At 60.6% G+C, this 23,516-nt stretch carries 18 protein-coding genes; 11 read left to right on the top strand and 7 right to left on the bottom strand.

Annotated features, from left to right (window positions below):
- The first annotated feature begins 55 nt into the window (after nt 1–55).
- Together L8I05_RS07015 and L8I05_RS07010 are read left to right on the top strand one after the other, a co-directional pair.
- Nucleotides 56–1,030: an AraC family transcriptional regulator gene (locus L8I05_RS07015; RefSeq protein WP_242167788.1), complete on the top strand. Its 975-nt coding sequence runs from the start codon at nt 56–58 to the stop codon at nt 1,028–1,030.
- Nucleotides 987–1,928 (top strand): alpha/beta hydrolase, encoded by a 942-nt coding sequence (locus L8I05_RS07010; RefSeq protein ID WP_242167786.1) that lies wholly within the window; start codon nt 987–989, stop codon nt 1,926–1,928. The genes L8I05_RS07015 and L8I05_RS07010 overlap by 44 nt, the downstream gene beginning before the upstream one ends.
- Here the strand turns inward: L8I05_RS07010 and L8I05_RS07005 are convergent.
- On the bottom strand, nt 1,891–3,357 hold the full coding sequence (locus L8I05_RS07005; RefSeq protein WP_242167785.1) for a HAMP domain-containing sensor histidine kinase: 1,467 nt from the start codon (nt 3,355–3,357) through the stop codon (nt 1,891–1,893). The genes L8I05_RS07010 and L8I05_RS07005 overlap by 38 nt on opposite strands.
- Entirely contained in the window at nt 3,354–4,064 is a 711-nt protein-coding gene (locus L8I05_RS07000; protein ID WP_242167782.1) for a response regulator transcription factor, read from the bottom strand. Before L8I05_RS07000 ends, L8I05_RS07005 begins: the two co-directional genes overlap by 4 nt.
- Nucleotides 4,065–4,347: 283 nt before the next feature.
- Here L8I05_RS07000 and msrB point away from each other — a divergent pair, with 283 nt between their 5' ends.
- The 3 genes from msrB (at nt 4,348) to msrA (ending at nt 7,486) form a co-directional block, all read left to right on the top strand.
- Nucleotides 4,348–4,848 (top strand): peptide-methionine (R)-S-oxide reductase MsrB, encoded by a 501-nt coding sequence (msrB, locus tag L8I05_RS06995; protein ID WP_242167780.1) that lies wholly within the window; start codon nt 4,348–4,350, stop codon nt 4,846–4,848.
- Nucleotides 4,849–4,883: 35 nt separating this feature from the next.
- The gene (locus L8I05_RS06990) at nt 4,884–6,644 is read left to right on the top strand and encodes a cytochrome c biogenesis protein DipZ (RefSeq protein ID WP_242167778.1); all 1,761 of its coding nucleotides are present in this window, start codon (nt 4,884–4,886) and stop codon (nt 6,642–6,644) included.
- A 146-nt stretch (nt 6,645–6,790) separates the two neighbouring features.
- Nucleotides 6,791–7,486: a peptide-methionine (S)-S-oxide reductase MsrA gene (gene msrA, locus L8I05_RS06985; protein WP_242167776.1), complete on the top strand. Its 696-nt coding sequence runs from the start codon at nt 6,791–6,793 to the stop codon at nt 7,484–7,486.
- Nucleotides 7,487–7,730: 244 nt separating this feature from the next.
- Here the strand turns inward: msrA and L8I05_RS06980 are convergent, their stop codons facing one another.
- Both L8I05_RS06980 and L8I05_RS06975 read right to left on the bottom strand, forming a co-directional pair.
- A complete protein-coding gene (locus L8I05_RS06980) occupies nt 7,731–8,681 on the bottom strand; it encodes an alpha-E domain-containing protein (protein ID WP_078742360.1) in 951 nt (316 codons plus the stop codon).
- 2 nt (nt 8,682–8,683) lie between these two features.
- A complete protein-coding gene (locus L8I05_RS06975; RefSeq protein WP_159956431.1) occupies nt 8,684–10,093 on the bottom strand; it encodes a circularly permuted type 2 ATP-grasp protein in 1,410 nt (469 codons plus the stop codon).
- Nucleotides 10,094–10,534: 441 nt separating this feature from the next.
- Between L8I05_RS06975 and L8I05_RS06970 the strand changes: the two genes are divergently transcribed.
- The 3 genes from L8I05_RS06970 to L8I05_RS29510 all read left to right on the top strand — a co-directional run bounded on the left by L8I05_RS06970 (nt 10,535) and on the right by L8I05_RS29510 (nt 11,519).
- Nucleotides 10,535–11,080 (top strand): hypothetical protein, encoded by a 546-nt coding sequence (locus L8I05_RS06970; protein ID WP_242167774.1) that lies wholly within the window; start codon nt 10,535–10,537, stop codon nt 11,078–11,080.
- Between the two features lie 80 nt (nt 11,081–11,160).
- Complete coding sequence (locus L8I05_RS06965) at nt 11,161–11,373, top strand: hypothetical protein (protein ID WP_159956433.1); 213 nt, start codon at nt 11,161–11,163, stop codon at nt 11,371–11,373.
- Between the two features lie 11 nt (nt 11,374–11,384).
- Nucleotides 11,385–11,519: a hypothetical protein gene (locus L8I05_RS29510; RefSeq protein WP_277931676.1), complete on the top strand. Its 135-nt coding sequence runs from the start codon at nt 11,385–11,387 to the stop codon at nt 11,517–11,519.
- Here the strand turns inward: L8I05_RS29510 and L8I05_RS06960 are convergent.
- The 3 genes from L8I05_RS06960 to L8I05_RS06950 form a co-directional block, all read right to left on the bottom strand.
- Nucleotides 11,510–12,862, bottom strand: coding sequence for a sodium:proton antiporter (locus tag L8I05_RS06960; RefSeq protein ID WP_242167772.1), 1,353 nt, complete (start codon nt 12,860–12,862; stop codon nt 11,510–11,512). The two genes, L8I05_RS29510 and L8I05_RS06960, sit on opposite strands and share 10 nt — an antisense overlap.
- A 71-nt stretch (nt 12,863–12,933) precedes the next feature.
- Complete coding sequence (locus L8I05_RS06955; RefSeq protein ID WP_242167771.1) at nt 12,934–17,931, bottom strand: glycosyltransferase; 4,998 nt, start codon at nt 17,929–17,931, stop codon at nt 12,934–12,936.
- 158 nt (nt 17,932–18,089) lie between these two features.
- Entirely contained in the window at nt 18,090–19,016 is a 927-nt protein-coding gene (locus L8I05_RS06950) for a LysR family transcriptional regulator (RefSeq protein ID WP_242167769.1), read from the bottom strand.
- A 113-nt stretch (nt 19,017–19,129) separates the two neighbouring features.
- Here L8I05_RS06950 and L8I05_RS06945 point away from each other — a divergent pair, with 113 nt between their 5' ends.
- From L8I05_RS06945 to L8I05_RS06930, 3 genes are all read left to right on the top strand, one after another.
- Nucleotides 19,130–20,113 (top strand): aldo/keto reductase, encoded by a 984-nt coding sequence (locus L8I05_RS06945; RefSeq protein ID WP_242167767.1) that lies wholly within the window; start codon nt 19,130–19,132, stop codon nt 20,111–20,113.
- Between the two features lie 528 nt (nt 20,114–20,641).
- Entirely contained in the window at nt 20,642–22,636 is a 1,995-nt protein-coding gene (locus L8I05_RS29505; protein ID WP_277931675.1) for an aminotransferase class I/II-fold pyridoxal phosphate-dependent enzyme, read from the top strand.
- 24 nt (nt 22,637–22,660) lie between these two features.
- The gene (locus tag L8I05_RS06930) at nt 22,661–23,515 is read left to right on the top strand and encodes a transporter substrate-binding domain-containing protein (protein ID WP_242167765.1); all 855 of its coding nucleotides are present in this window, start codon (nt 22,661–22,663) and stop codon (nt 23,513–23,515) included.
- Nucleotide 23,516: the final 1 nt, after the last annotated feature.

Below are 23,516 nucleotides of genomic sequence, written 5' to 3'. Positions count from 1 at the left end.
ACGCGAGGGGCACTAAAGTCGGTGTTTCTATCGCGATCGTCCGGTGATTTTTATTATGGATACCCTGTCCGAAGTGGTGGCTCGTCTGAGCAGCCAGCGCGCGTCATTTTCGGGACTGAAAGCTGGTGGCAACTGGGCGGTGAATTTTCCGGCGCCGGGGGGCATCAGGTTCGGTGCGGTGGTGGAAGGCAATGGTTGGCTGGAAGTGCAGGGCGAACCGGTGCCAATTGCCCTGAGCGAGGGCGACTGTTTCTTGCTGACACACAATCGCCCGTGGAGATTGTCCAGCAACCTGGCACTTGGGGGCACCGACGCTTGCGAGGTCTATCAAGACGCCGTAGGCGGAATCGCCAGTTTGGGCGACACGGTGGATCTGTTTCTGATTGGCGGGCTGTTTACTTACGGTGACGACGCCCGTTTATTGCTCGATGGGCTGCCGCCGGTGGTGCGCATCAGCACCCGGTCCGAGCAGGCCGGTGTATTGCGCTGGTGCCTGGAGCGTCTCGCCCTCGAATATGCCGGCCCCAAACTCGGTGCGGCATTGATGACCGAACATTTGGCGCAAATGATGCTGGTGCAAATCCTGCGGCTCTATCAATCTTCCTTGGGCGCCAGCCCTCGAAGCTGGCTGGCCGCGTTGACGGACGCGCGGTTGGCACCTGTGTTTGCGCAGGTGCACGCGGCACCGGCGCGGCCTTGGGCCTTGAGCGAGATGGCCGAATTGGCCAGGCAGTCGCGCTCCACGTTTGCCTTGCACTTCAAACAACGCGTTGGGATGGCGCCCCTGGAGTATCTGACCCGTTGGCGCATGGACCTGGCGATAAAGGCGTTGAAGGCCTCTGACAGCAGTGTGTCGAGTATCGGCCAGGCGTTGGGCTATCAGTCGGACAGCGCCTTTGGCAGCACCTTCAAACGTCAGATGAATTGCTCGCCACGTGAATACCGCGAGCGCGTCTTGCACACCACCACTCACAAGGAACCCAGTGATGAGCGATATCCAGCACAACAGGATCCAGGTCAACGGCATTGAATTGAGCGTTTACATCGCCGGCTCCGAACAGGGCCGGCCGATCTGGCTGCTGCACGGTTTTCCTGAATGTTGGCATTCATGGCGTGCGCAAATCCCGGCCTTGGCTGCCGCTGGGTATCGGGTGTTTGTGCCTGAAATGCGCGGCTACGGAGCGTCGAGTGCGCCCGCCGAGATCGCCGATTACGACCTGCTGACCTTGTGCGCCGATATCCAGCAAGCCATGGACCATTTCGGCCACGAACAGGTGACGATGGCCGGGCATGACTGGGGCGCTGTCGTGGCTTGGCACCTTGCATTGCTGGAGCCTGCACGTATTACGCGTTTGATCACGATGTCCGTGCCGTTCGCCGGACGTGCGCGGCGGCCAGTGATCGACATCATGCGCGAGCTGTACGCCGAGCGTTTCAACTACATCCTGTATTTCCAGGCACCTGGCGTCGCCGAGCAGGAGTTGAACGCCGATGTTGAGCGCACGCTGCGGCTGTTCATGCAGGATCAGGATGTGTTCCTGCAGAAGAAACCGGCCACTGCGACCTTGCTCGAGGGTGTCTCGGCGCCCGGTGCATTGCCGCACTGGTGTTCCCAGGCAGACTTGGATGTTTACGTGCAAACATTCAGCGAGCACGGTTTTCGTGGCCCGCTGAACTGGTATCGCAATTTCGAACGTAATTGGCAGCGCACCGAATTCCTGGCGGGCCGGCAGGTGAGGCAACCCACGCTGTTCTTGATCGGCGACCGCGACCCGGTCGGCGTGTTTGAAGCTCATACCCTCAAGCGCATGCCGGACTCAGTGCCCGACCTGGAACAGCAGGTTTTGGCCAACTGCGGTCACTGGATCCAGAACGAGCAAGCCCAGCGGGTCAACGCGCTGATGCTCGCTTTTCTAGCGAGAACCTAAAGGTCGCGCCATGCCCGGGGCGGTCCACCAACTGAATGCTGCGCCCGTGCAATTGCAGGATGCGGTGCACGATGCGCAGGCCCAGGCCGCCATCGCGGCGTGCGCCGCCGATGGTGAAGGCGCGCAGGAACAGGCCTTCACGCAGCTCGGCATCGATGCCCGGGCCGCTGTCGCTGACGGTGACGGCCACGCCATTGGTTTCTGGCGCCAGGATCACTTCGACTTCACCGTTTACCGGCGTGTGACGCAGGGCGTTGTCGAGCAGGTTGGTCAGCACCCGCTCGATCAGGCCCAGGTCGGCCAGCACCGTCGGCACCTGTGGCGGCAACGTGGCGGTGAGGGTGATGTGGCGGGCTTCGGCGGTGAGTTCGAACTTCTGGAAGATGTCTTGCACCAGGTCCGGCAGTGAGAAACCTTCGATCACCGGTTGCACAAAACCATGTTCCAGCCGCACCAGTTCCAGCAGCGACTGGGCCAGCCCGCCGACTTTGCGGCTTTGGTCCAGGGCGATGCCCAGGTAGCGGCGGCGCTCCTCGGGGCTGAGGCTGGCATCCTTGAGTGACAGCGTTTCCAGGTAACCGTGCAGCGACGCCAGCGGCGTGCGCAGGTCATGGGAAATATTCGCGACCATTTCCCGGCGTTCCTGGTCCTGGTGGGTGAGGGCGCGCCATTGCTCGCCGAGGCGGTTTTCCATTTGCACAAAAGCATGGTCGAGCACGGCGATTTCATCGCTGCTGTCGAGTTTGGCGGCATTGATTTTCGCCGGTTTGGGCGCGCCGTTGATATCGAACTGGCCAACCTTGTCGGTGAGCTGGCGCAGCGGTCGGGTGATCCAGGCGAAGGCGATCAAGCCGGCCATCAGGCAGAGCAGGGCGACCAGGCCGATGGACCACAAGGCGATCTTGAGCGCCATGCCCGTTGCGTCTTTGGCGTCGTATACATCGTGGGCTTCGCCCAGCAGCACCACGTAGAGGAAGCCGGTTTGCTGGCCGTTGGCTTTGAGCGGCGCCGCGCTGAATACTTTGCGCCCATCGACGCTGCGCGGGTCGTCGCCGAGGATCGGCAGCATCGCACCGCTGAGGAAGCGCCGAACGGGCTTGAGGTCGACGTGATCGCGCAGCAAATGCCCGCTGGGGGCGGCATTCCCGACCACGCGGCCGTCGATATCGAGCAAGTACACTTCGACGCTGGGGTTGACCAGCATCAACTGGTTGAAGAGGTTGCGCACGGCCTCGGGCTTGAGGCCATCGGCGTCCATCAGTTGGGTATCGCGGGCGATATGCGCGGCCAGGTCGCGGGACAAGCCTTGCACCACTTCCAGCTCATGCATGCGGTTGGAGCGCACCTGCAGCCAGGCCGACGTGCCGCTGCAGATCACCAGCAGCACGGCGAACACCACTGACAGGCGCTGGGTCAGGGTCAGCTTCATGGCGAAGTCTCGGCGAACTTGTAGCCCCGGCCCCACACCGTAAGGATCAGCACCGGGTTGGCCGGGTCAACCTCGACCTTGGCGCGCAGGCGGTTGATATGCGTGTTGACGGTGTGTTCATAACCCTCGTGGCTGTAGCCCCACACAGCGTTGAGCAGGTCCATGCGCGAGAAGACTTTGCCGGGCTGGCGGGCGAAGAAATACAGCAGGTCGAATTCTCGTGGCGTGAGGTCCAGGCGCTGGCCTTGCAGGGTGGCGTCGCGGGTCAGCGGGTTGATGAACAGCTGGCCGAGGTCGAGGCTGCCGGCGTCCATCTTCAGGTTGCGCGCCATGGCATCGACCCGGCGCAGCAGCGCCTTGACCCGCGCCACCAGCTCCGGCATCGAGAACGGTTTGGCCAGGTAGTCATCGGCGCCCAGTTCCAGGCCGAGGATGCGGTGCAGCTCGCTGGAGCGCGCGCTGGTGATGATGATCGGCGTATAGCGCGTCATGGCGCGGGCACGGCGGCAGATTTCCAGACCATCCACGCCGGGCAGCATCAGGTCGAGGATCAGCGCGTCCCAGCCGCCTTGTTCGAGCAGGCGCAGGCCTTCGTTGCCATCGGCGCTGTGCACCACTTCAAACTGCTCATCGCGCAGGTGCAGGCAGATCAAGTCGGCAATGTGCGCATCGTCCTCGACCACCAGGACACGTTTGGGCTGTTCCATTCAATAAACCTTCACTTGTAGTTCGCGCATTGTGCGGGTTTTGCAACCCTGTAGTTATCACGAATTGTTTAACTCTGCGTGAGGATTTCGCGACCGCCAAAGCCTCAGGATCACCCCAACACCGACGAACGCAATGCTCAAGGCAGCAAAGTTCAAATGTGGGAGCGGGCTTGCCCGCGAAGGCGCCGGCCCAGCCTATATCTATGTTGACCTATGTTGACTGACCCACCGCTCCCACAGGCCCCACGTCAACCACAAATGCTCACACGTTGAGGAAAACCACATGTACTCACGCCGACAAATACTGCTAGCCACTGGCGGCCTGGGTGTCGCCGTCCTGGCCGGCGGCCTGCTCAAACAGCTCAACATGATCACCGAAGCCGAGGCCGCCGAAACCTTCGAGGTCAACCACACCGAGGCCCAATGGCGCAGCCTGCTCAGCGCCGAACAGTTCGACGTGCTGCGCGAGGAGGGCACCGAACGCCCCTACACCAGCCCGCTCAACGATGAACACCGCACCGGCACCTTTGCCTGCGCCGGTTGTGCGCTGCCGCTGTTCTCCTCGGCCACCAAGTTCGACAGCCATACCGGTTGGCCAAGCTTCTGGCAGCCGCTGGACAACGCCGTCGCCAGCCATGTCGACACTTCCTACGGCGTGGTGCGCAAGGAAATTCACTGCCGCCGTTGCGGCGGCCACCAAGGGCACGTGTTTGACGACGGCCCGGCACCTACCGGCCTGCGCTATTGCATGAATGGTGCGGCCATGACGTTTACGGTGGCTTAAGCCGATGTCTTTTCACACTAATAAGGCTCAATCCCATGTGGCTTCTGGTTCTCGCATATCTGGGCGGCGTGCTGACAATTGTCAGCCCGTGCATCCTGCCTGTTCTGCCTTTTGTCTTCGCTCGCACCGGGCAGCCGTTTATGCGCAGTGGCTTGCCGCTGTTAGCGGGGATGGCGGTGACATTCGCCCTGGTGGCCTCGCTGGCTGCGGTGGGCGGCGGCTGGGTGGTGCAAGTCAATCAGTACGGGCGTTGGCTCGCGTTGCTGTGCGTTGCCCTGTTCGGACTCACGCTGTTGTTGCCGCAACTCTCGGAGCGCCTGACGCGCCCCTTGGTTGCCGCCGGCAGTCGTTTGTCCGAAGCCGCTGGGGCCGATGCCAAACCGCGTCCGGGCGCTTCGTTCCTGATCGGCGTGGCCACCGGTTTGCTCTGGGCGCCGTGCGCCGGGCCGATTCTGGGGCTGGTGCTGACCGGCGCGGCGCTGCAGGGCGCGAGCATCGGCACGACCTTGCTGTTGCTGGCCTACGCCGCGGGTGCTGCGACGTCCCTGGCGTTGGCGCTGCTGGTCGGCGGTAAAGTCTTTGGCTTGATGAAAAAGTCCCTCGGTGCCGGTGAATGGCTGCGCCGTGGCCTGGGCGCACTGATGCTGGCCGGTGTGGCCGCCATCGCCCTGGGGCTGGACACCGGCGTGCTGTCGCGGTTGTCGACAGCCTCCACCGGCGGCCTGGAACAAAGCCTGGTGGACACGCTGAGCGCCAAGCCTGAACAAAAAGGCGGGGCGATGATGGCGGGCGGGGCAATGATGGCCGCTGCCAACCACAGCGACGCACTGCCGATCGAAGGCGCGCTGCCGCCGCTGGAGGGTGCGGTGCAGTGGCTCAATAGCCCACCGCTGACGGCCGAAGGCTTGAAAGGCAAGGTTGTGCTGGTGGATTTCTGGACCTATTCCTGCATCAACTGCCTGCGCAGCTTGCCTTACGTCAAAGCCTGGGCCGAGAAATACCACGACCAGGGCCTGGTGGTGATTGGCGTGCACGCCCCGGAATTCGCGTTTGAGCGCGACGTGGGCAACGTCACCAAGGCGATGAAAGACTTGGGCATTAACTACCCGGTGGCCATCGACAACAACTACAAAATCTGGCGCGCGTTCAACAACCAGTACTGGCCGGCGCATTACTTTGCCGATGCCAAGGGCCAGATCCGCTATCACCACTTCGGCGAAGGCGATTACGCCGAGTCGGAGCGGGTGATTCAGCAACTGCTGCGTGAAGCCGGCGCCACCCATGTCGCCGGTGGCCTGATCGAGGCGGACGCCAAGGGCGTTGAGCAAGCGCCGGACATGAACGAAGTGCAATCGCCGGAAACCTACCTGGGCTTCCAGCGTGCGGAAAACTTCGTCACCACTGGCGCACTGGGCACGGACAAAGTGGTGAATTACCCGGCAGCCGGCAACCTGGCGCTGAATAACTGGACCCTGGAAGGCCAGTGGAACGTCGGCGGCCAGCAAGCCAGCCTCGACCAGGCCGGCGGGCGCATTGTCTACCGCTTCCACGCCCGTGACCTGCACCTGGTGCTGGGCCCTGGCGCGGATGGCAAGCCGGTGCGTTTCAAGGTGACGATTGACGGCCAGGCCCCCGGCGATGCCCACGGCACCGACGTGGCACCGGACGGCCGCGGCACCGTCACCGAGCAGCGCTTGTACCAGCTGGTGCGCCAACCCAGCGGCGTGAAAGACCGCACCTTCACCATCCAATTCCTCGACCCGCACGTGTCGGCTTATGCCTTCACCTTCGGTTAACCCATCAATCTTGAAGTGAAATCCCAATCACTGTGGCAGCTGGCTTGCCTGCGATGACGGCAAGTCGGCCAACTCATCTGGCACAGTCAAACCGCCATCGCAGGCAAGCCAGCTCCCACACTTGACCGCGCACTGGAGTGAGTTTTATGAAACTGCTCAAATTATTACCCGCCCTGGCGTTCGCTACCTTCGTCGGCCAAAGCGCTGCATTCTCTTTCGGCGCCTCCGACGACGCCGTCATGATCGCTCCACCCGCGCTGGACCTGCCCGCCGAATCCGGCAACCTGCAAACCGCCGTCTTCGCCGGTGGCTGCTTCTGGGGCGTGCAGGGCGTGTTCCAGCATGTACAAGGCGTGAAAAATGCCGTGTCCGGCTATGACGGCGGCGCTGCCAACACCGCTCAGTACGAGTCCGTCAGCAACGGCGATACCGGCCATGCCGAGTCCGTATCGGTCACATACGACCCAACCAGGGTCAGCTACGGCAAGCTGTTGCAAATCTACTTCTCAGTGGCCCACAACCCCACCGAACTCAACCGCCAAGGACCGGACAGCGGCACCCAATATCGCTCGGAGATTTTCGCGCAGACCGCCGAACAACAAAAAGTCGCCCAGGCCTACATCGCGCAGTTGGACGCGGCCAAAGCCTTCGATAAACCCATCGTGACCAAAGTAGAGATGGGCAAGACGTTTTACCCGGCCGAGTCCTACCACCAGGACTTTCTCACCGAGAACCCGTCGTACCCGTACATCGTGATCAATGACCTGCCAAAGGTGGCGCAGCTGAAAAAACTGTTCCCGGACCAATACCGCGCCGAGCCGGTTTTAGTCAAAAACCAATAACCCAACCCGCGATAGGCGATAGAGGCGATAGTTCCCACGCTCCGCGTGGGAATTCCTCCCTGGACGCTCCGCGTCCGCTGTTAAAGGCGTGACGCGGAGCGTCACAGGATGTATTCCCACGCAGAGCGTGGGAACAATCACCCCCACCAGGGAGGAATTCCCACAATCATCCCTTGGCTTCACTGCCCCGTCTGCTTACCCAATGCCTGCAGCCCGCTCGAACTGACAGTTAAGTGGCTGCAACTCACACCACTTCCAGGTACGAGCTATGAATCGCGCGTGCCAGTTCGCGCACGGTATCAATAAAGTCCGTGAGCCGGCTGTGCAGGCCGTCTTCGAGGATTTCATCGATCCCGGTATAACGCAGCCGCGCCTCGAATTCCGCTGCCAGGCGCTGCGCCGTGCGCCCATAACTGCCGGGTAAGTCCGCAAGGATGTGGCTCAACTCCTCAATGCACGCATGCAGCGAACGCGGCACATCACTGCGCAACAGCAGTAATTCCGAGACCGAGCGCGCATTCAATGCATTCGGGTACAGCTCGGTGTACGCCTCGAATGAGGACAGCGCGCGGAGCAGGGCGCTCCACTGGTAATAACCACGTGCCGACAAGTCGCTGACTTCTTCCGACTCCTCGCCAAACATCTCGTAGCGCGCATCCAGCAGGCGCAAGGTGTTGTCCGCGCGCTCGACAAAGGTGCCCAGGCGGATAAACCGGTAGGCGTCATTGCGCATGATGGTGCCGGAGGTCGCCCCACGGAACAGGTGCGAACGCTGCTTGACCCAGTCACAGAAGTGGCTGATGCCGTGGCGCGCCAGGCCGCCGGCGGCGATGCTGCGCATTTCCAGCCAGGTGGCGTTGAGGTTTTCCCACATGTCAGCGGTGATCCGCCCGCGTACCGCGTGGGCATTGCCACGGGCGGCGCGCAGGCAGTTGTAGATGCTGGCCGGGTTTTCTTCGTCGAGGGCGAAGAAGTGCAGCATGCGCTCGGCGTCGAGTTGTTTGTGGCGTTCCAGGTAACTCTCAAGGGTGCCGCTGCTGAGCAACGACATCGCCAGTTCATCCAGGCCATCGCTGCGCCCGGCCTGGGGCATCAACGACAGCGAATAACTGACTTCGAGCATGCGCGCCAGGTTCTCGGCACGCTCCAGGTAACGCGACATCCAGTACAGATCTGCGGCGGTTCTACTCAACATACTCAGCCCTCCACCACCCAGGTGTCCTTGGTTCCGCCGCCTTGCGACGAGTTGACGATCAACGAGCCTTCCTTTAATGCCACGCGGGTCAGGCCACCGGGCACCAGCCGGGTTTCCTTGCCCGAGAGCACGAAGGGGCGCAGGTCGATATGCCGTGGCGCGATGCCGTTTTCGACGAAGGTGGGGCAGGTGGACAGGCTCAGGGTCGGTTGGGCGATGTACGCGTGGGGGCGCGCCTTGATGCGTTGGCGGAAGTCTTCGATCTCGGCAGCGGTGGAGGCCGGGCCGACCAGCATGCCGTAGCCGCCGGAGCCCTGGGTCTCCTTGACCACCAGTTCCGGCAGGTGCGCCAGGACATGGGACAGCTCATCCGGTTTACGGCACTGGAAGGTCGGCACGTTTTGCAGGATCGGTTCTTCATCCAGGTAGAAGCGGATCATCTCCGGCACATACGGGTAGATGGATTTGTCATCGGCCACGCCGGTGCCGATGGCGTTGGCGAGCACCACGTTGCCGGCGCAGTAGGCGGCCACCAGGCCGGGTACGCCTAGCATCGAGTCGGGGTTGAAGGCCTTGGGGTCGAGGAAGGCGTCGTCGATGCGTCGGTAGATCACGTCCACCGGCTTGGGGCCGTCGGTGGTGCGCATGAACACCTTGAGGTCGTGCACGAACAAATCTGCGCCTTCGACCAGCTCCACGCCCATTTCACGGGCGAGGAACGCATGTTCAAAAAATGCACTGTTGAAGCGCCCGGGCGTCAGCACCACCACATTGGGGTTGTCCAGGCGGCTGGAGCTTTTCAGGGTCTTGAGCAGCAGGTTGGGGTAGTGGTCGACCGGCGCGATGCGCTGCTTGGCGAACACTTCCGGGAACAGGCGCATCATCATCTTGCGGTCTTCGAGCATGTAGCTCACGCCGCTGGGGGTGCGCAGGTTGTCTTCGAGCACGTAGTAGGTGCCGTCGCCGTCGCGCACCAGGTCCACGCCCGAAATGTGCGAGTAGATGTCGCGGTGCAGGTCCAGGCCGACCATCGCCTTCTGGTAACCCTCGTTGCCCAGCACCTGGTCCGCCGGAATGATCCCGGCCTTGATAATGCGCTGGTCGTGGTAGATGTCGGCGAGGAACATGTTCAGCGCGTTGACCCGCTGGATACAGCCGCGTTCGATCACGCTCCATTCACTGGCGGGGATGCTGCGCGGGATGATGTCGAAGGGGATCAGGCGCTCGGTGTCCTGCTCGTCGCCGTAGAGGGTGAAGGTGATCCCGGCGCGGTGGAACAGCAAATCGGCTTCGCGGCGCCGTTGGGCCAGCAGTTCCGGCGGCGTATTGGCCAGCCAGCGGGAGAAATCCTGATAATGCGCACGGCACACGCCATCTGCGTCATTCATTTCATCAAAGAAAGATCGAGCCATTCCAGTACCTTGTCAGTGCCTAAGGAAGCTTGAGTGGCACTGCCGCTTTAAAAAACGCATTTTTTTATGAGCCCGTGGCGCAGGGTGCCAACAGGCCTGGTCCTTACTTTCTTATGGGGTCGGCTCTGGGTCGGGGGGTAACGAATGCTCCTGTATCCGGGCAGATGAATGGATAAAGCAATGCCTGTGCCGGAACTGCTCAACGCAGCGAAGATAAAATGTGGGAGCGGGCTTGCCCGCGAAGGCGGTGGGTCAGTCAATATCATTGTTTGCTGGGCCGACCTCTTCGCGGGCAAGCCCGCTCCCACAGGGGGTTCGGGCTTAAGCCTGCCCGCTCGCCACAAAGGTGCAGGGCATGTTCCAAAATGGTGCATGAACAAACTTGAACTTCACGCAGCCCCGATTCTTCTAACAAGATTCGAACTCGTGTGGAGCACCGCTGTGCCCAGAATCATCTCCCCCGAAACCCCCGAAGCGGCCTTGACCGATCACAGTGAACACAACGCCAAGATCTTCGGTTCCCCCAAAGACCGACTCGACTTCTACCGCCGTGAGATCCAGTACGAAACCACCATCCTCGCCAACCGCACCGATGCCTACCTCACCGCGCAGTCATTCCTGGTCATCGCCTTCGTTTCCGGCATGGGCAACCTGAACCCGGAGTGGGGCAAGTTCTTCACCCTCATCGTACCGGTGTTCCTGGCCTCCCTCGGCGTGCTCAGCTCCCTTAACGCCTGGCCGGGCATCCGTGCCGCGTACGAAATCATCGACCACTGGCACTACAAACAGAGTGAACTGCTGCGCAGCGAGCCGGTGATGGGCCTGGCCTACGACGATTCGCCGCTGTTCTGCGAGACCGAGTCGTCCCACAAGGGCTACCGCAAGTCGCTGTTGTTTTCGATGCGTGCGCCGTGGCTGTTCATGGTGTTCTGGGTATTGCTGGGCGCGTATGCGTTTTACATTCAGGTTGATAACCCGGTGTCATAAGACAGTTGGAACTTCATCACCCCACGCAGGACCTTACCTTTACGCAGCCTGTGTTTTCCAAAACTGCGAAGAGGTGAACCATGACCACAAGTAACGATCCGCAAGTCAGCAACCGCAACGACCCGGCCATCGATGGCGGCGAACCGGCCCCCGGTACTGCCGCCGATGCGCCCAAAGACCCAACGCCTGCGAAAGACCCCAAGGCCAAGGACAACGACTACAGCCCGGATTTCAAGCCAACGCCTGAGGCCAAGCCTGAAACTGACGCCGATATCGACACCCAGGGCGGGTAGAGGAGACAGTCATGTCAGAAGACGACGACGAACAACTCAATGACCCGGGCAACGAAGACCCAGGCTCATTGATGGATGATGCACAAGTGCCGCTGAACGACTTGGATGACGCGGCAGATGTTGGCCATACCGAAAATCAGGACTGAGCGTTCACCTTGGCACCTCGTTCATACCACGCCAGCATCGGCTGGGTACTGAGGCCATGAACGACGATGCTCAAGGCGATCACTGACACCGTCAGGTCGACCGCCACCGCGCTGCTGGTGCCGATCAGCCCGTGGTTGAGCGCGTAGAACAGGTAGTAGATGCTGCCGATGCCGCGAATGCCGAACCAGCCGATCAAGCCGCGCTGGCGGTAATCGATCAGGCGGCCCCACGGCATTGCCAGCACGCTGAAGGGGCGAATCACGCAAAACAGCAGCGCCGCCGCGGGCACGGCTCGCCAATCCCAATGGCTGGCCAGCACAATGCCCAGCACCGTGACCAGAAATACCTCCATCGAACGCTCCACCAAACTGCCGAATGAGAGCATGTCGCCCATCATCACCCCGGCGGCGATTTGCGTATCGGCCAGCTCGCTGACATCACCTTGCAGGGCGCGCGCAGGCTCCACCTCCAGATGGCCGACCACTGGCAGCGCCAAGTGCTCCGACGGTGTCTGCGAATTGCCGGTGGATTTGAATTCGGCCTGGCGTAGGCCCAGCCCGGCGGCAAATACCGACAGAAAGCCATAACCGCCCAGCGCTTCCGCCACCACGTAGGCCAGGGCAATCAAGGCCAGGGTCAGGTAGTCATTGGGCGACAAGGTGCTGTCTTCGTTGGTGATGCGCAGCCACAGCGTCACACGGCCAATGCCCCGGCCCATCCAATAGCCGGTCAACAGCCCGACCGGCACCGCCCACAGCAGGTTTTTCAACACCCAGCCACCGAACCAGTCGCCGTCGAACCCGCCGTGTTGCATGAACAGCAGGGCAAAGATCACAAAGGGAAACGCAGTGCCATCGTTCAAACCGGCTTCGCCGGACAAGCCAAAGCGCAGCGCGTCATAGTCTTGTGCATTGTTGACCTGCACCAGCCCGGCCAGCACCGGGTCGGTCGGCGCAAGAATGGCGCCGACCAACAGCGACACACCCCACGACAACGCAAACAGGTAATGCAATGCCAGGCAGACGCCGAGAATGGTCAGCAGCATCACCGGCCCCGCCATGCCATAAGCAATGCGCCAGGTGCGATGACGCAGCGGCAAGCGCAATTTCAAACCGCTGACGAACAGCGAAAACAGCACCGCGACTTCGGTCAGGTGCTCCATCCAGCCTGCGGAGCCTTTGATATCCAGGTGCAACAGGTCCACGCCCAACGGGCCAATGGCCACGCCCAGCAACAGGCACACCGCCGAGGTGGTCACCGGCATCCAGCGCAGGTAGGAGGAGGTGAGGGCGAGCGTGAGCAGTACAGCGCCCAAGACCGCCAACCATAGAATAAATGTCATCGTACTTGCACTCGGCCGTGGTCTGTCCAGGTTGGAGGACGACGGCCGAGTGGTGGTTCAATGTACTTCGATCAGGTAATGGCCCAGGAATGCTCGGAGCCCACCTTGATGTTGAACCGGTACTGGAGCGGCAAGTAATGCTCCTTCATCTGCTGTATTCGGTTAGCCAGACGATCAGGAGGCGTAATGCCATTTCTTCTGTACCCCTCAAGTATCTCTGGTGCGATGTCGGCAACCGGACCTACTCCCTCGACTTTTTTTCCTACGCGCTTGACCTTCTTGTAAGCCCCATCAAAACCCACTTCGTACATATCGGGTCTTTTCGACTTGAGAATGTCGTTAAACAAATTGGGTCCTACAGTATCGAATATTTTTTTCTCATAAATCTGAAATGCTGGAGGGTAGGTAGTTACACCATCAGCCCCTACGGTGCCGTACTCTCGATTGGCGGCGAAGTAGGTCTTATTTTCTTTGAACCGTTTATGTTGCCCTTCGATGATGTCGAGCAGCAGTGGATTACCCGGTCGTGTTGCAAAATGGCTGGTGTTATAAAAGATATTATTGTCGGTGGCCCAATGTGTAGTCGGCCCGCCGAGCAGTATATCGTCCGCACCTGCCAACATCGGATCGGAAGTGATGGTGTTTTGAATGACATCATCGGTGTCGAGATAAGTGCCGCCATCTTTATAAATGATCGGATAACGTGCCACGTCCGAAGCCGCCGCCAGGTTTTTCCCTTGCCCTTGGCGGTAATACTGGTACAGCTCGCTATTCAACACCGGTTCGAAAGCCTTGTCCTCGCGCAGATTCACGAGGGTGATGCCAGGCACCTCGCTTTGCAGTTTGGCCTTGATCTGTTGAAAAATAATCGGGTTGTCGGCGTCAACATGCAGAATGGAGGTGTACCCCGGTGTTTGGCGGGCGTTGTGGGCCATCGTGTCGATCAAGTTCTGAGGGATTTCCTTGCCCGCCCAAAAATAGTGCAGTTTGGTTGGCACAGGTTTTAAGTCTTTCGGAATACCTAAAACCAGTGGCGTCGAAATATTAACCAGCTTGTAGAGTTTCGATTCCAGTTTCTTGGCGTTTGAAAACTCATCAAACGATCCGCGCTGCCACTGGCCTTTCCCCGTTCTCCAGTAATAAAAGTGAGTCTGTACCTTATCGGTACCGTAGACGAATTGGGTTTCCGTCCACGCGCCGGCTGTGCTGTCAAAGGTGACTTTATGATTGAGGCCCTCATACGTAAGCGAGAAGGGCGTCGCTGAATTTTTCGCTTCGTGAATATCATCTATCGGCACCGCAAACCTGCCATGCCCCAAATCCCAGCGTCCCGGCGCGCTGCCCGCGCCCCCCAGCAACTGGTCGGCTCTTGCGGCCGGCACCCACCCGGATACGCCCAGATCCTTGACAGGTATATCGGGGCCCGCGCCTTTGGGGTGGAGGATGACGCGCTGACCGTCTTTCAACCTGGATTCATAAAGCAGCCCATCGACCTTTACATATTCCTTTTTACTCGCTCCCACGTACACGTTGCCCTGTGTGCCCTGAGTCGATAACGCGTCCGAGGCGATGTATTTGGCTTCATAGCCACTTAGATGGGGGTCCAGGGTAATGACTTCGCCATTGACCGCGACGCGGGTTGGAGTGAAATCCAGCAGCGGTGGGCCAAAGGCGCGGTTCTTCAAGGGATCGTATTGATGCCAATTACCTTGATACATCACGGCAGGCCCCTCGACAGTTTCCTGCCCGACCTTGAACCTGCCCGTTGCCGCCAGGCCGTACCGCTGGCTGGCAGTTTTCACGACATCATCACTGGCGATGGCGTGCAAACTGTTAGCGTTTGTAGTCACGGGCGCATCGGGGACGAAGTTCGTCATCGGGTTGCCGGTGGATCTTTTGGTGCGTGGATTAAAGTCGTACCACTGACCGGTCGCCTCGTCGCGTTGGGCCAGGACTTTACGGCTGCCCGCACCATTGGCCGCTTTGATTGTTCCCTGCGCCACGTCGCCTTTTTTTGCCAATTCAAGCAGATTGACACCCGAATAGGCGGCGCGTAGTTGTTTGACACCCTTGTAGGCTTTATTGACCACATAGCCCCCGGCCTGGAAAACACCCCGCGCCAAATCATCAATACCGCCAACGGGATTAAGTGCGCCCACCGCCGCCCGGCCGATAATCTTGACCGCCTGGGCGGCCCTGGAGAGCGCGGACGCTCCGGCAGACAGGGCTTTTGCGGCCTTGGCGGCGGCGCCGAGACCGACCACAAAGCCGAAGACATCAAAGGCCAGGTCGACAATGCCTTCGGTAATCTTGCCTTGTTTGAAGTTGATAATGGCTGACCTGAGTGGGATCAGGTTCAACGCAATTTCGCCTACGATCTTGTAATTCGGGACTTCAGTCTCGAAGGTTGATGCACCCTTGGCGTATTGGCGTACCGCAGGCAGGTCCATGTCTTCAATGACAGCATCAATAAGGTATTGGGTTCGGTCACTGGAGAAGCTATTGGGCACACCCTGAGCACCTGGGCGTTCATCGGTGATCCCCGGTGGGTGTTGGTCTGCGGGAGTTATCAGGTCGTATTTTTTACCTTTGGCCGGGTACCAACCCTCGCTTGGCACTCTTTCCTCATACGTTTTGTCCGGCCGCCGTGTGAAGGTGCCCTTCAGTCGGTCGTAGGCATAGGTCATGACGCTCAACTTGCCGTTGATGTTGCGTTTGGTCTCGAACAGCAGCACGCCGTTTTCAGTACGCTGAGGCAAGTCAGGCCTGTCGTAGTCGATTTCCCTGCGCACGGTTATTTTGCCGTACTGCAGATTCTGCTGGTCTTCCAGCGGCAGTTTGGAAATCCCGTATTTGAACAGCGCTGACGTGGTCTTTTTGATGGCGTCTTCGTATTTTGCAAAGTCCGCATCAAATTGCTCCTGCGGTCTGGGCAGGTCTTTGAGTTTGGGCAGCATCTCGTTGACTTTGACATCAGCCGATGATGAGACCCACACCGCCGGTGTCCCGTCAGCCGCAATGCTGATACCGCCTCCCGTAAAGAATTCGAAAAAACCACGGCCTATGCCCCAGTCAGTGTTCGAGTCGGGTGGCGCGCCCACCAGTGCCCGGCCATCGAGATACAGATCCTTTAGCGAATAAGGTCCGGGAAAGTGACGGTTGGAGGGCTTTGACGTGATGCACTTTTTATCGAACAGCTTGGGGTCCACGCCCGGTAAGGCTTGTTTCATGAATTCGGTGGCGATGGCGTCGGTCATCGGCATCTTGATGTCCGGCGTCGCGGCGGCTGCGCTCAGCACACGCAGCTGCGCATCGAATTCCTTGCGCACGGCTGCCAGGGCGGTGTCGGTCGTCGGGTAGTCCATGCCATGGGGGATCGCCCATTCCTTGATCGCCTGGTTCTGGGCGGCATACTCAACCTGGCGTTCGTCCTCTGAGATCGGCGCAGTACTGGCGGCGAGCATGATTTGCGCGTAGCTCATTGTGGCGGTCGCACCCGGCGCTTTCGCCTCTATGCGAGCGACCGCCGTGGCGAAACTGACCCAGCTGTGGGTGCCCACCCCCACGTCCTTGGGAATGCCCTTGACCAGAAATTCCGGGGCGCGGCTGGCGAGCATGAGGTGGGCGTTTACCCGTGCGGTTTCCATGGAGCGGGCTGTGCCGTTGGACACCAGATGAGCCGCCAGCTCCTCGACGACCGCCGACGGGTGCTTGTTGTGGTTGGCAACCGAAACCAGCCGATAGCCCTCAATCGCCGTTGCTTCGCCAGTGCTGCCGGTGCTGCCCACGTTCAAGGCCGCCAGCAGCCAGTCGGTGGCGCTGCCTTTGACCGAGCGCGCCGCGAAGGTGGCCTCAAGGGCCTTACCCAGTTCAATGCCCCGGGGCGAACTGAGCAGGGTGTCGATCAACAGGCGTGGATTACTGTGTTCCTGCGTGGTGATTGGCCTGCCATTGAGCAGGTAGTCCAGCACGTTGTTAAACGGCGTCAACGGGATGCCGCCGAGTTCACCCGCGCGGATAGCCTCTCTCAGTTGTTCCTGGCTTTTCTGCTCGAGCGGCACGGGCCAGCTCAGCGCGCCGCCCAGGTCGCCATGGGTGGCAGCCTTGGGCGGCGCGGTGGTCAGGGCATTTGCCAGGTTCACCACCTGTTCGTGGGTGGTGGGGATGTCCCAGCCATGATCCTCCAATAATTGCGTGAGGCTGACTTCGTTTGATTCGCCGGCGCCCGTTGGGAAGTAGGTGCCGTCGGCGGACAGCGGTACGGTTTTTTTCAGTTCGGCCTGGATTTGGCCCACGTCCTTGCTGCCATTGCTCAAGGCTGTCGCCAGGCGCTGCAGCGCTTCGCCTGCCTGATATCGGTTGCGAATGTCGCCCAGAACGGCTTGCTGGTCCTGGAGTGCATCTTCACTGCGCGACTTGATCAAATCCGCAAAGCGGGTTGGGTCGAGGGGTTTGAAGTTTTGCTGCGAGTTGATCTCGTCGGCCCGCCGGTGCATTCCGGCCAGCGTCAGGTTTTGTGGCTCCTGATAAAAATGCCCAACGATCCACCACGGCACCGGTACGTCTGTGCTGTTGACCGGAGGTGTAAGCCGGTAGTCCGTGCCGATGACGCGCGCAGCCTGCAGGATCGGCCCGCTGATGGCGGCCCACTGGCTGTCGTCTTGGCCAACCGTGTGCAACGTGCGCTGGGGGTCAAATGTGCGCTCAAGGGAGTAGGAGAGCTGACCTGATTTCGGATCGAGTTTTATCGTAGAGGTGTCGATACCCGTGGCCCGGATCCACTGCTGAACCTCGGGTGATTGGAAGGCATCATGCAACTGCTTCCACCATTGGCCGAATGTGGAGTGGGGCGGAATGTGCTCGAAGTCGTCAACTTTCAGGCGATTGCCGGCCAGGTTCAGGGCAATCACGTATTGCATTGCCAGTTCATTGTCCCCGCCTGCACGCGTCGTGACCTCGGGCTGCGGGGCGGAGGCATCATCACGCTTTTGCCTGGACAGCAGTGGAGGGGGAGGTGGCGGTGGAGCGAATTGAGGGCGCGCGGCAATCGGAGTGGAAACACGGCTCATAAGGACTGTCCCTTGGCGTTTGGGGATACTGCCTCGTCGGGTCGGCGAGCAGCGTTTTTTCCTTACTTCGCAACAGCGTCGGATTAATTCCATCAACCGTCGGATTAAGTCGTTAGTCCATGTTTCACCCCCGTGCAGGACAGCCTTGGGGCTGCGGTTCAGTGTGTTTCGATTAACTGCGAACCGATGGTTTTCATCCGAATCATGTCCATCAACTGGCGCAGCCCCGGCTGTGACTGGCGCCGACTCGGGTAGTACATGCACAGCGGCTCGCCGATGCAGGCCCAGTCGGCCAGCACTTCCACCAGGCGGCCGTCCGCCAGTTCCTGCTGCACGCGGTTGGACAGGCAGTAAGCAATGCCCACGCCTTGCAGCGCGGCATTGACGATGGTCTCGGTGTCGGCCGCGCTGAAGTTGCCGGGCACGTCGATGCGTTGCTGGCGCGGGCCGTTGCCCAGTTCCCATTTGTAGGTGGTCTTGTCGCCCAGGTACATGCGGATGCACGCGTGTTGCAGCAGGTCCTTGGGTGCCTGCGGCGTGCCGCGCCGGGCGAGGTAGGCGGGGGACGCGACCATGATCCAGCGCAACGCGCCAGTCAGCGGCACCGCAACCATGTCCTGGGGCACGGTGGCGCCATAGCGGATGCCGGCGTCGTAGCCCTCGGCGATGATGTCGATCAAGTCGTCTTCGACGATCAGGTCCAGGCGCAATTGCGGGTAAGCGTTGGCAAACTCGCCGAGGATCGGTGCCAGCAGCAATACGGCGGCATCCCGTGGCACGTTCAGGCGCAAGCGGCCGATAGGGGCTTCGCGATACAGCTCAAGCGTGTCGAGGCCGTCCTGGATCGTCGCAAAGCCCAGGCTGAGTTTTTCTGCGAGCAGCGTGCCGGCGTCGGTGGGCTCGACGGCGCGGCTGGTGCGGTACAGCAGCTTGACCCCGAGACGGGTTTCCAGGTTGCGCATGGTGTGGCTCAACGCCGAGGTGGTCACCCCCAATTCGTGAGCAGCATGGCGAAAACTGCGGCGGCGAATGATCGCCATGAACACATTGAGATCGGCCAATTCGGAACGATTGAAAGCCGCCATATCAAGCCTCTTTTGTAGGAGTTCGGTTGCACGGGGCGTTGAGCCCTATTCAACCTCGGATGATCTAGAGTAATTGCTTTTCTACGTATTGTTGCGCGCACAAGGAATTTTTCATGAGTATCGAGACCCTCCGCATAGCCGGGATTGATAAGCCGATCTCGCGGATTGCCCTCGGCACTTGGTCCATGGGCGGGCACCTGTGGGGTGGCGCAGATAACGAGCAATCGACCCGCACCCTCCGCCAAGCGTTGTTAAGCGGTATCAACCTGATCGACGCCGCGCCGGTGTATGGCTTTGGCCTGTCCGAAGCGTTGATTGGCAAGGCGCTGCGCGGCGTGCGCCATAGCGCGGTGATCGCGACCAAGGCCGGCCTGCAATGGGACGACGGCACCCCACGGCGCAATGCCACGGCCCAGCGTATTCGCAAAGAGGTCGAAGATTCATTACAGCGTCTGGAAACCGACTACATCGACTTGTACCAAGTGCACTGGCCCGACCCGTTGGTGGCTCAGGAGGAAACCGCCGACACGCTTGAGCGCCTGCGCCGCGAGGGCAAAATCCTCGCCGTGGGCGTGAGCAATTATTCCTGCGCGCAAATGGACGATTTCAGCCGTCACACCGCCTTGGCCACGGTGCAGCCGCCGTACAACCTGTTTGAGCGCGCCATCGACAGCAATATCCTGCCGTACGCCAAGCAGCATTCCCTGGTGGTATTGGCCTACGGCCCGCTGTGCCGTGGATTGCTGACCGGCAGCATGCATTCGGCTACGCGCTTTGGCGGTGATGACGTGCGCGGGCTTGACCCGAAATTCAAAGCGCCGCGCTTTGAGCAATACCTCGCCGCCGTCGCGGCGCTGGATATCTATGCCCGCGAATGCCATGGCAAGTCGGTGCTGGCGTTGGCGCTGCGCTGGGTACTCGATCAAGGCCCGACGATTGCGCTGTGGGGCGCCCGTCGGCCGGAGCAATTGCGCGGTTATGAAGAGGCGTTCGGCTGGAAGTTGAGTGCCGATGACCTGACACATATCGACCGTATTCTGGCCAGCACGATAAAAGATCCGATTGGGCCGGAATTTATGGCACCGCCCAAACGTTAGCCCTAGCGACAGGGATGTCAGCGACAGCAAGAACTGACATCCCCAGGCAATGCCATGAGCCATTACAGCTTGCTGATGACGCCCCGCGCCGATGGCAGCCTGGTGCTGCTGGTCACGCACCTGGCCGTCACCGAGCTGAACCTGGGCTCGGCCGGTGAGCTGTAAGACTATCGCTGTGAATTGATGAACTCGCTCTAACCTTTTCGGACCTCTCTCCATGCGCTTGACTGTATAGGCTTCCCTGTTCCTGCTCGCAGGCGCTGACCTCTGTGGGAGCTGGCTTGCCTGCGATAGCGGTCTGCCAGCTCGCTCATCAGCTTCTGAGCCACCGCTATCGCAGGCAAGCCAGCTCCCACAGTTAGATCGAGTTGACCCAGCCAACGGTTATTCACGACCTGTTTTGACGATAAACGACACCACCCAAACCTACCCATTGAACGACTGTTCAGTTTGAACTATGTTGACCGCATCCACCCATGTGCACGCACATCGGTTCGCGCTTTTTCTTCTTGAACGAGAGGCTCTGGCATGCGGTTTTCCCCCTTCGTTGAACGAATTGCAGGGCAGGGCGTAGCCGCCTGGGACATCCACCACGCGGCGTTCCAGGCCGCAAGCCAGGGCGAAGACATCATCATCCTCAGCGTCGGTGACCCGGATTTCGCCACGCCGTCCTTTATCACCGATGCCGCCGTCAGTGCACTGCGCGACGGCGACACCCATTACACCGAAATCCCCGGCCGCCCGACATTGCGCGATGCCGTCGCCGCGCGCTACAGCAAGACCTTGTCGCGGCCGTTGAACGCCGACAACGTGATCATCGTGCCCGGTGCGCAGAACGCCTTGTTCATCAGTTCCCTGTGCCTGCTGCAAGCCGGTGATGAAGTGCTGGTGCTCGACCCGATGTACGTCACTTATGAAGCCACGCTCAAGGCCAGTGGCGCGACGCTGGTACGCGTACCGTGTTCGCCGCAGTCGGGCTTTCGCCTGGATGCACAATTGCTCGCTGCCGCCATCACACCACGCACCCGGGCGATTTTCTTCTCCAACCCGAACAACCCCACTGGCGTCGTCCTCAACCCGCAAGAGCTGCAAGCCATTGCCGACCTGGCCATCGCCCATGACCTGTGGGTGGTAGTCGATGAGGTGTACGAAAGCCTGGTGTTCGACGGCCAGTACCACAGCCTCGCCGCGCTGCCGGGCATGGCCGAGCGCTGCATCGTGATCGGCAGCTTGTCCAAATCCCATGCCATGACCGGCTGGCGCATCGGTTGGATCATTGCCGCGCCGCAGATGGTCGCGCACGCCGAAACGCTGGTGCTGAGCATGCTGTATGGCTTGCCCGGTTTTGTCATGGAAGCCGCCACGGCGGCAGTGCTGGCCCATGACGAAGTGACGGTGGGCATGCGCGACATCTATCGCCGCCGCCGCGACCTGGTGGTGGCCGGCCTGAGTGCCTGCCCGGGGATCAAGGTGCAAGCGCCGCAAGCGGGCATGTTTGTGCTGGTGGATGTGCGCGGCACCGGTTTGGGTTCGTTGGACTTCGCCTGGCGACTGTTCCGCGAGGCCGGCGTGTCGGTGCTCGACGCCGCCGCGTTTGGTGAACCGGCGCAAGGTTTTGTGCGCTTGTCCTTCACCCTGGGCGAAGACCGCCTGGCCGAAGCCTGTCAACGCATCGGCCGGTTCGTCGCCAAGCTGGCCGGTGAACCGCGCGTGGCGGCGGAGGCAAAGGTCGAGGTGCCGCAGCCGGTCGAAGCCAGGAAGATGATTGAAGTCGTCGACCTGCATAAGCGTTTCGGCAATATCGAGGTGCTCAAGGGCATCTCGCTGACCGCTCACGAAGGCGAGGTGATCTCGCTGATCGGCGCCAGCGGCTCAGGCAAAAGCACCTTGCTGCGCTGCATCAACATGCTCGAAGTGCCCGACCAGGGCAGCATCCATGTCGATGGGGAACGCATCAAACTGAACTACGCCATCCCCGGTGCGCCGCTGGTGGCCGACGCCAAGCAACTGGTGCGCATCCGCTCGACCCTGGGCATGGTGTTCCAGAACTTCAACCTGTGGCCGCACCGCACGGTGCTGGAAAACCTCATCGAAGCGCCCACCCAGGTGCTGGGCGAAAGCCGCGCCGAGGCCATCGAGCGCGCCGAAGCCTTGCTCGACCGCGTGGGTCTTGCCGCCAAGCGCAACGAATACCCGGCGTTTCTCTCCGGTGGCCAGCAGCAACGGGTGGCGATCGCCCGCGCCTTGGCCATGCGCCCCAAAGTCATGCTGTTCGACGAACCCACCTCAGCCCTCGACCCGGAACTGGTCGGCGAGGTGCTGCGCGTTATCCGCTCGCTGGCCGAAGAAGGCCGCACCATGATCCTGGTCACCCATGAAATGGCCTTCGCCCGGGATGTATCGTCCAAAGTGGCTTTTCTGCACCAAGGCATGATCGAGGAAACCGGCACGCCGGACTCAGTGTTTATCGACCCACGCAGTGAGCGTTGCCGACAATTCGTCAACGCCCATCAAACGCGCTAACACCAAAAAAAGACGGGGCAAATCATGAAATCCAGACGCATGGCAACGTGGTTGGGCAGTGCAGTGTTGATGGTGGCCGCAGGTTTTACTCTGGCGGCAGAAAAACCCATCGTGTTTGCAGTGGCAGCGGAACCCTATCCACCGTTTACCGTGAAGGGCGGCAACGGCCAGTGGTCCGGCTTTGAAGTGGACCTGATTCACAAGCTGTGTGAAGGCATGAAAGCTGAATGCCAGATCAAGGAAGTGGCGTGGGACGGCATCATCCCGTCGCTGCTGGCGAAGAAGATCGACGTGATCTTCTCCTCGATGTCAGTCACCGATGAACGTGAAAAACAGATCGCCTTCAGCCGTGCCTACTACGATTCGCTGCTGGGCGTGGCAGGCCCCAAGGGCGCGACGGTGGACATCACGCCTGAAGGCCTCAAGGGCAAGTTGATCGGCGTGCAAATCTCCACGGTCAGCGCCAATTACCTGAAGAAGTACTACGAAAACATCGCCGACCTTAAGTACTACGACACCCAGGAATCGGCCAACGCCGACCTGATTGCCGGGCGTATCGACTACATGATGGCTGACGACACCGCCATCGCCATGATGGTCAAGACCCCGGAAGCCAGCGGCCTGGCGCATATCGCCAGCGTGCCCTACGACCCGATCATCGGCCGTGGTGTCGGCGCCGGTTTGCGCAAGGAAGACACCGCGCTCAAGGCGCGCCTCGACAAGGCCATCGGCGAACTGCTGGTGAGCAAGGATTTTGACGACCTGTCCCAGCACTACTTCGGCCTGTCGGTGAGCCCGTGCAAACGCGCTGACACCCCGGCGTATGTGAGCAAAATCTGCGACAGCCCGTACCCGCCAATCGCGCAGAAGACCGAATAAC

This window comes from Pseudomonas sp. MONT-RG-20F-20-E-7-02, assembly GCF_022662395.1.
GTDB lineage: Bacteria > Pseudomonadota > Gammaproteobacteria > Pseudomonadales > Pseudomonadaceae > Aquipseudomonas.
Note: the sequence above shows the minus strand (reverse complement) of the source record. Positions and strands in the feature narration are given on the sequence as shown.

Coding starts and splice junctions, on each gene's coding strand:
- L8I05_RS07015 (WP_242167788.1), top strand. CDS start 56: ATGGATACCCTGTCCGAAGTGGTGGCTCGTCTGAGCAGCCAGCGCGCG.
- L8I05_RS07010 (WP_242167786.1), top strand. CDS start 987: ATGAGCGATATCCAGCACAACAGGATCCAGGTCAACGGCATTGAATTG.
- L8I05_RS07005 (WP_242167785.1), bottom strand. CDS start 3,357: ATGAAGCTGACCCTGACCCAGCGCCTGTCAGTGGTGTTCGCCGTGCTG.
- L8I05_RS07000 (WP_242167782.1), bottom strand. CDS start 4,064: ATGGAACAGCCCAAACGTGTCCTGGTGGTCGAGGACGATGCGCACATT.
- msrB (WP_242167780.1), top strand. CDS start 4,348: ATGTACTCACGCCGACAAATACTGCTAGCCACTGGCGGCCTGGGTGTC.
- L8I05_RS06990 (WP_242167778.1), top strand. CDS start 4,884: ATGTGGCTTCTGGTTCTCGCATATCTGGGCGGCGTGCTGACAATTGTC.
- msrA (WP_242167776.1), top strand. CDS start 6,791: ATGAAACTGCTCAAATTATTACCCGCCCTGGCGTTCGCTACCTTCGTC.
- L8I05_RS06980 (WP_078742360.1), bottom strand. CDS start 8,681: ATGTTGAGTAGAACCGCCGCAGATCTGTACTGGATGTCGCGTTACCTG.
- L8I05_RS06975 (WP_159956431.1), bottom strand. CDS start 10,093: ATGGCTCGATCTTTCTTTGATGAAATGAATGACGCAGATGGCGTGTGC.
- L8I05_RS06965 (WP_159956433.1), top strand. CDS start 11,161: ATGACCACAAGTAACGATCCGCAAGTCAGCAACCGCAACGACCCGGCC.
- L8I05_RS29510 (WP_277931676.1), top strand. CDS start 11,385: ATGTCAGAAGACGACGACGAACAACTCAATGACCCGGGCAACGAAGAC.
- L8I05_RS06960 (WP_242167772.1), bottom strand. CDS start 12,862: ATGACATTTATTCTATGGTTGGCGGTCTTGGGCGCTGTACTGCTCACG.
- L8I05_RS06955 (WP_242167771.1), bottom strand. CDS start 17,931: ATGAGCCGTGTTTCCACTCCGATTGCCGCGCGCCCTCAATTCGCTCCA.
- L8I05_RS06950 (WP_242167769.1), bottom strand. CDS start 19,016: ATGGCGGCTTTCAATCGTTCCGAATTGGCCGATCTCAATGTGTTCATG.
- L8I05_RS06945 (WP_242167767.1), top strand. CDS start 19,130: ATGAGTATCGAGACCCTCCGCATAGCCGGGATTGATAAGCCGATCTCG.
- L8I05_RS29505 (WP_277931675.1), top strand. CDS start 20,642: ATGCGGTTTTCCCCCTTCGTTGAACGAATTGCAGGGCAGGGCGTAGCC.
- L8I05_RS06930 (WP_242167765.1), top strand. CDS start 22,661: ATGAAATCCAGACGCATGGCAACGTGGTTGGGCAGTGCAGTGTTGATG.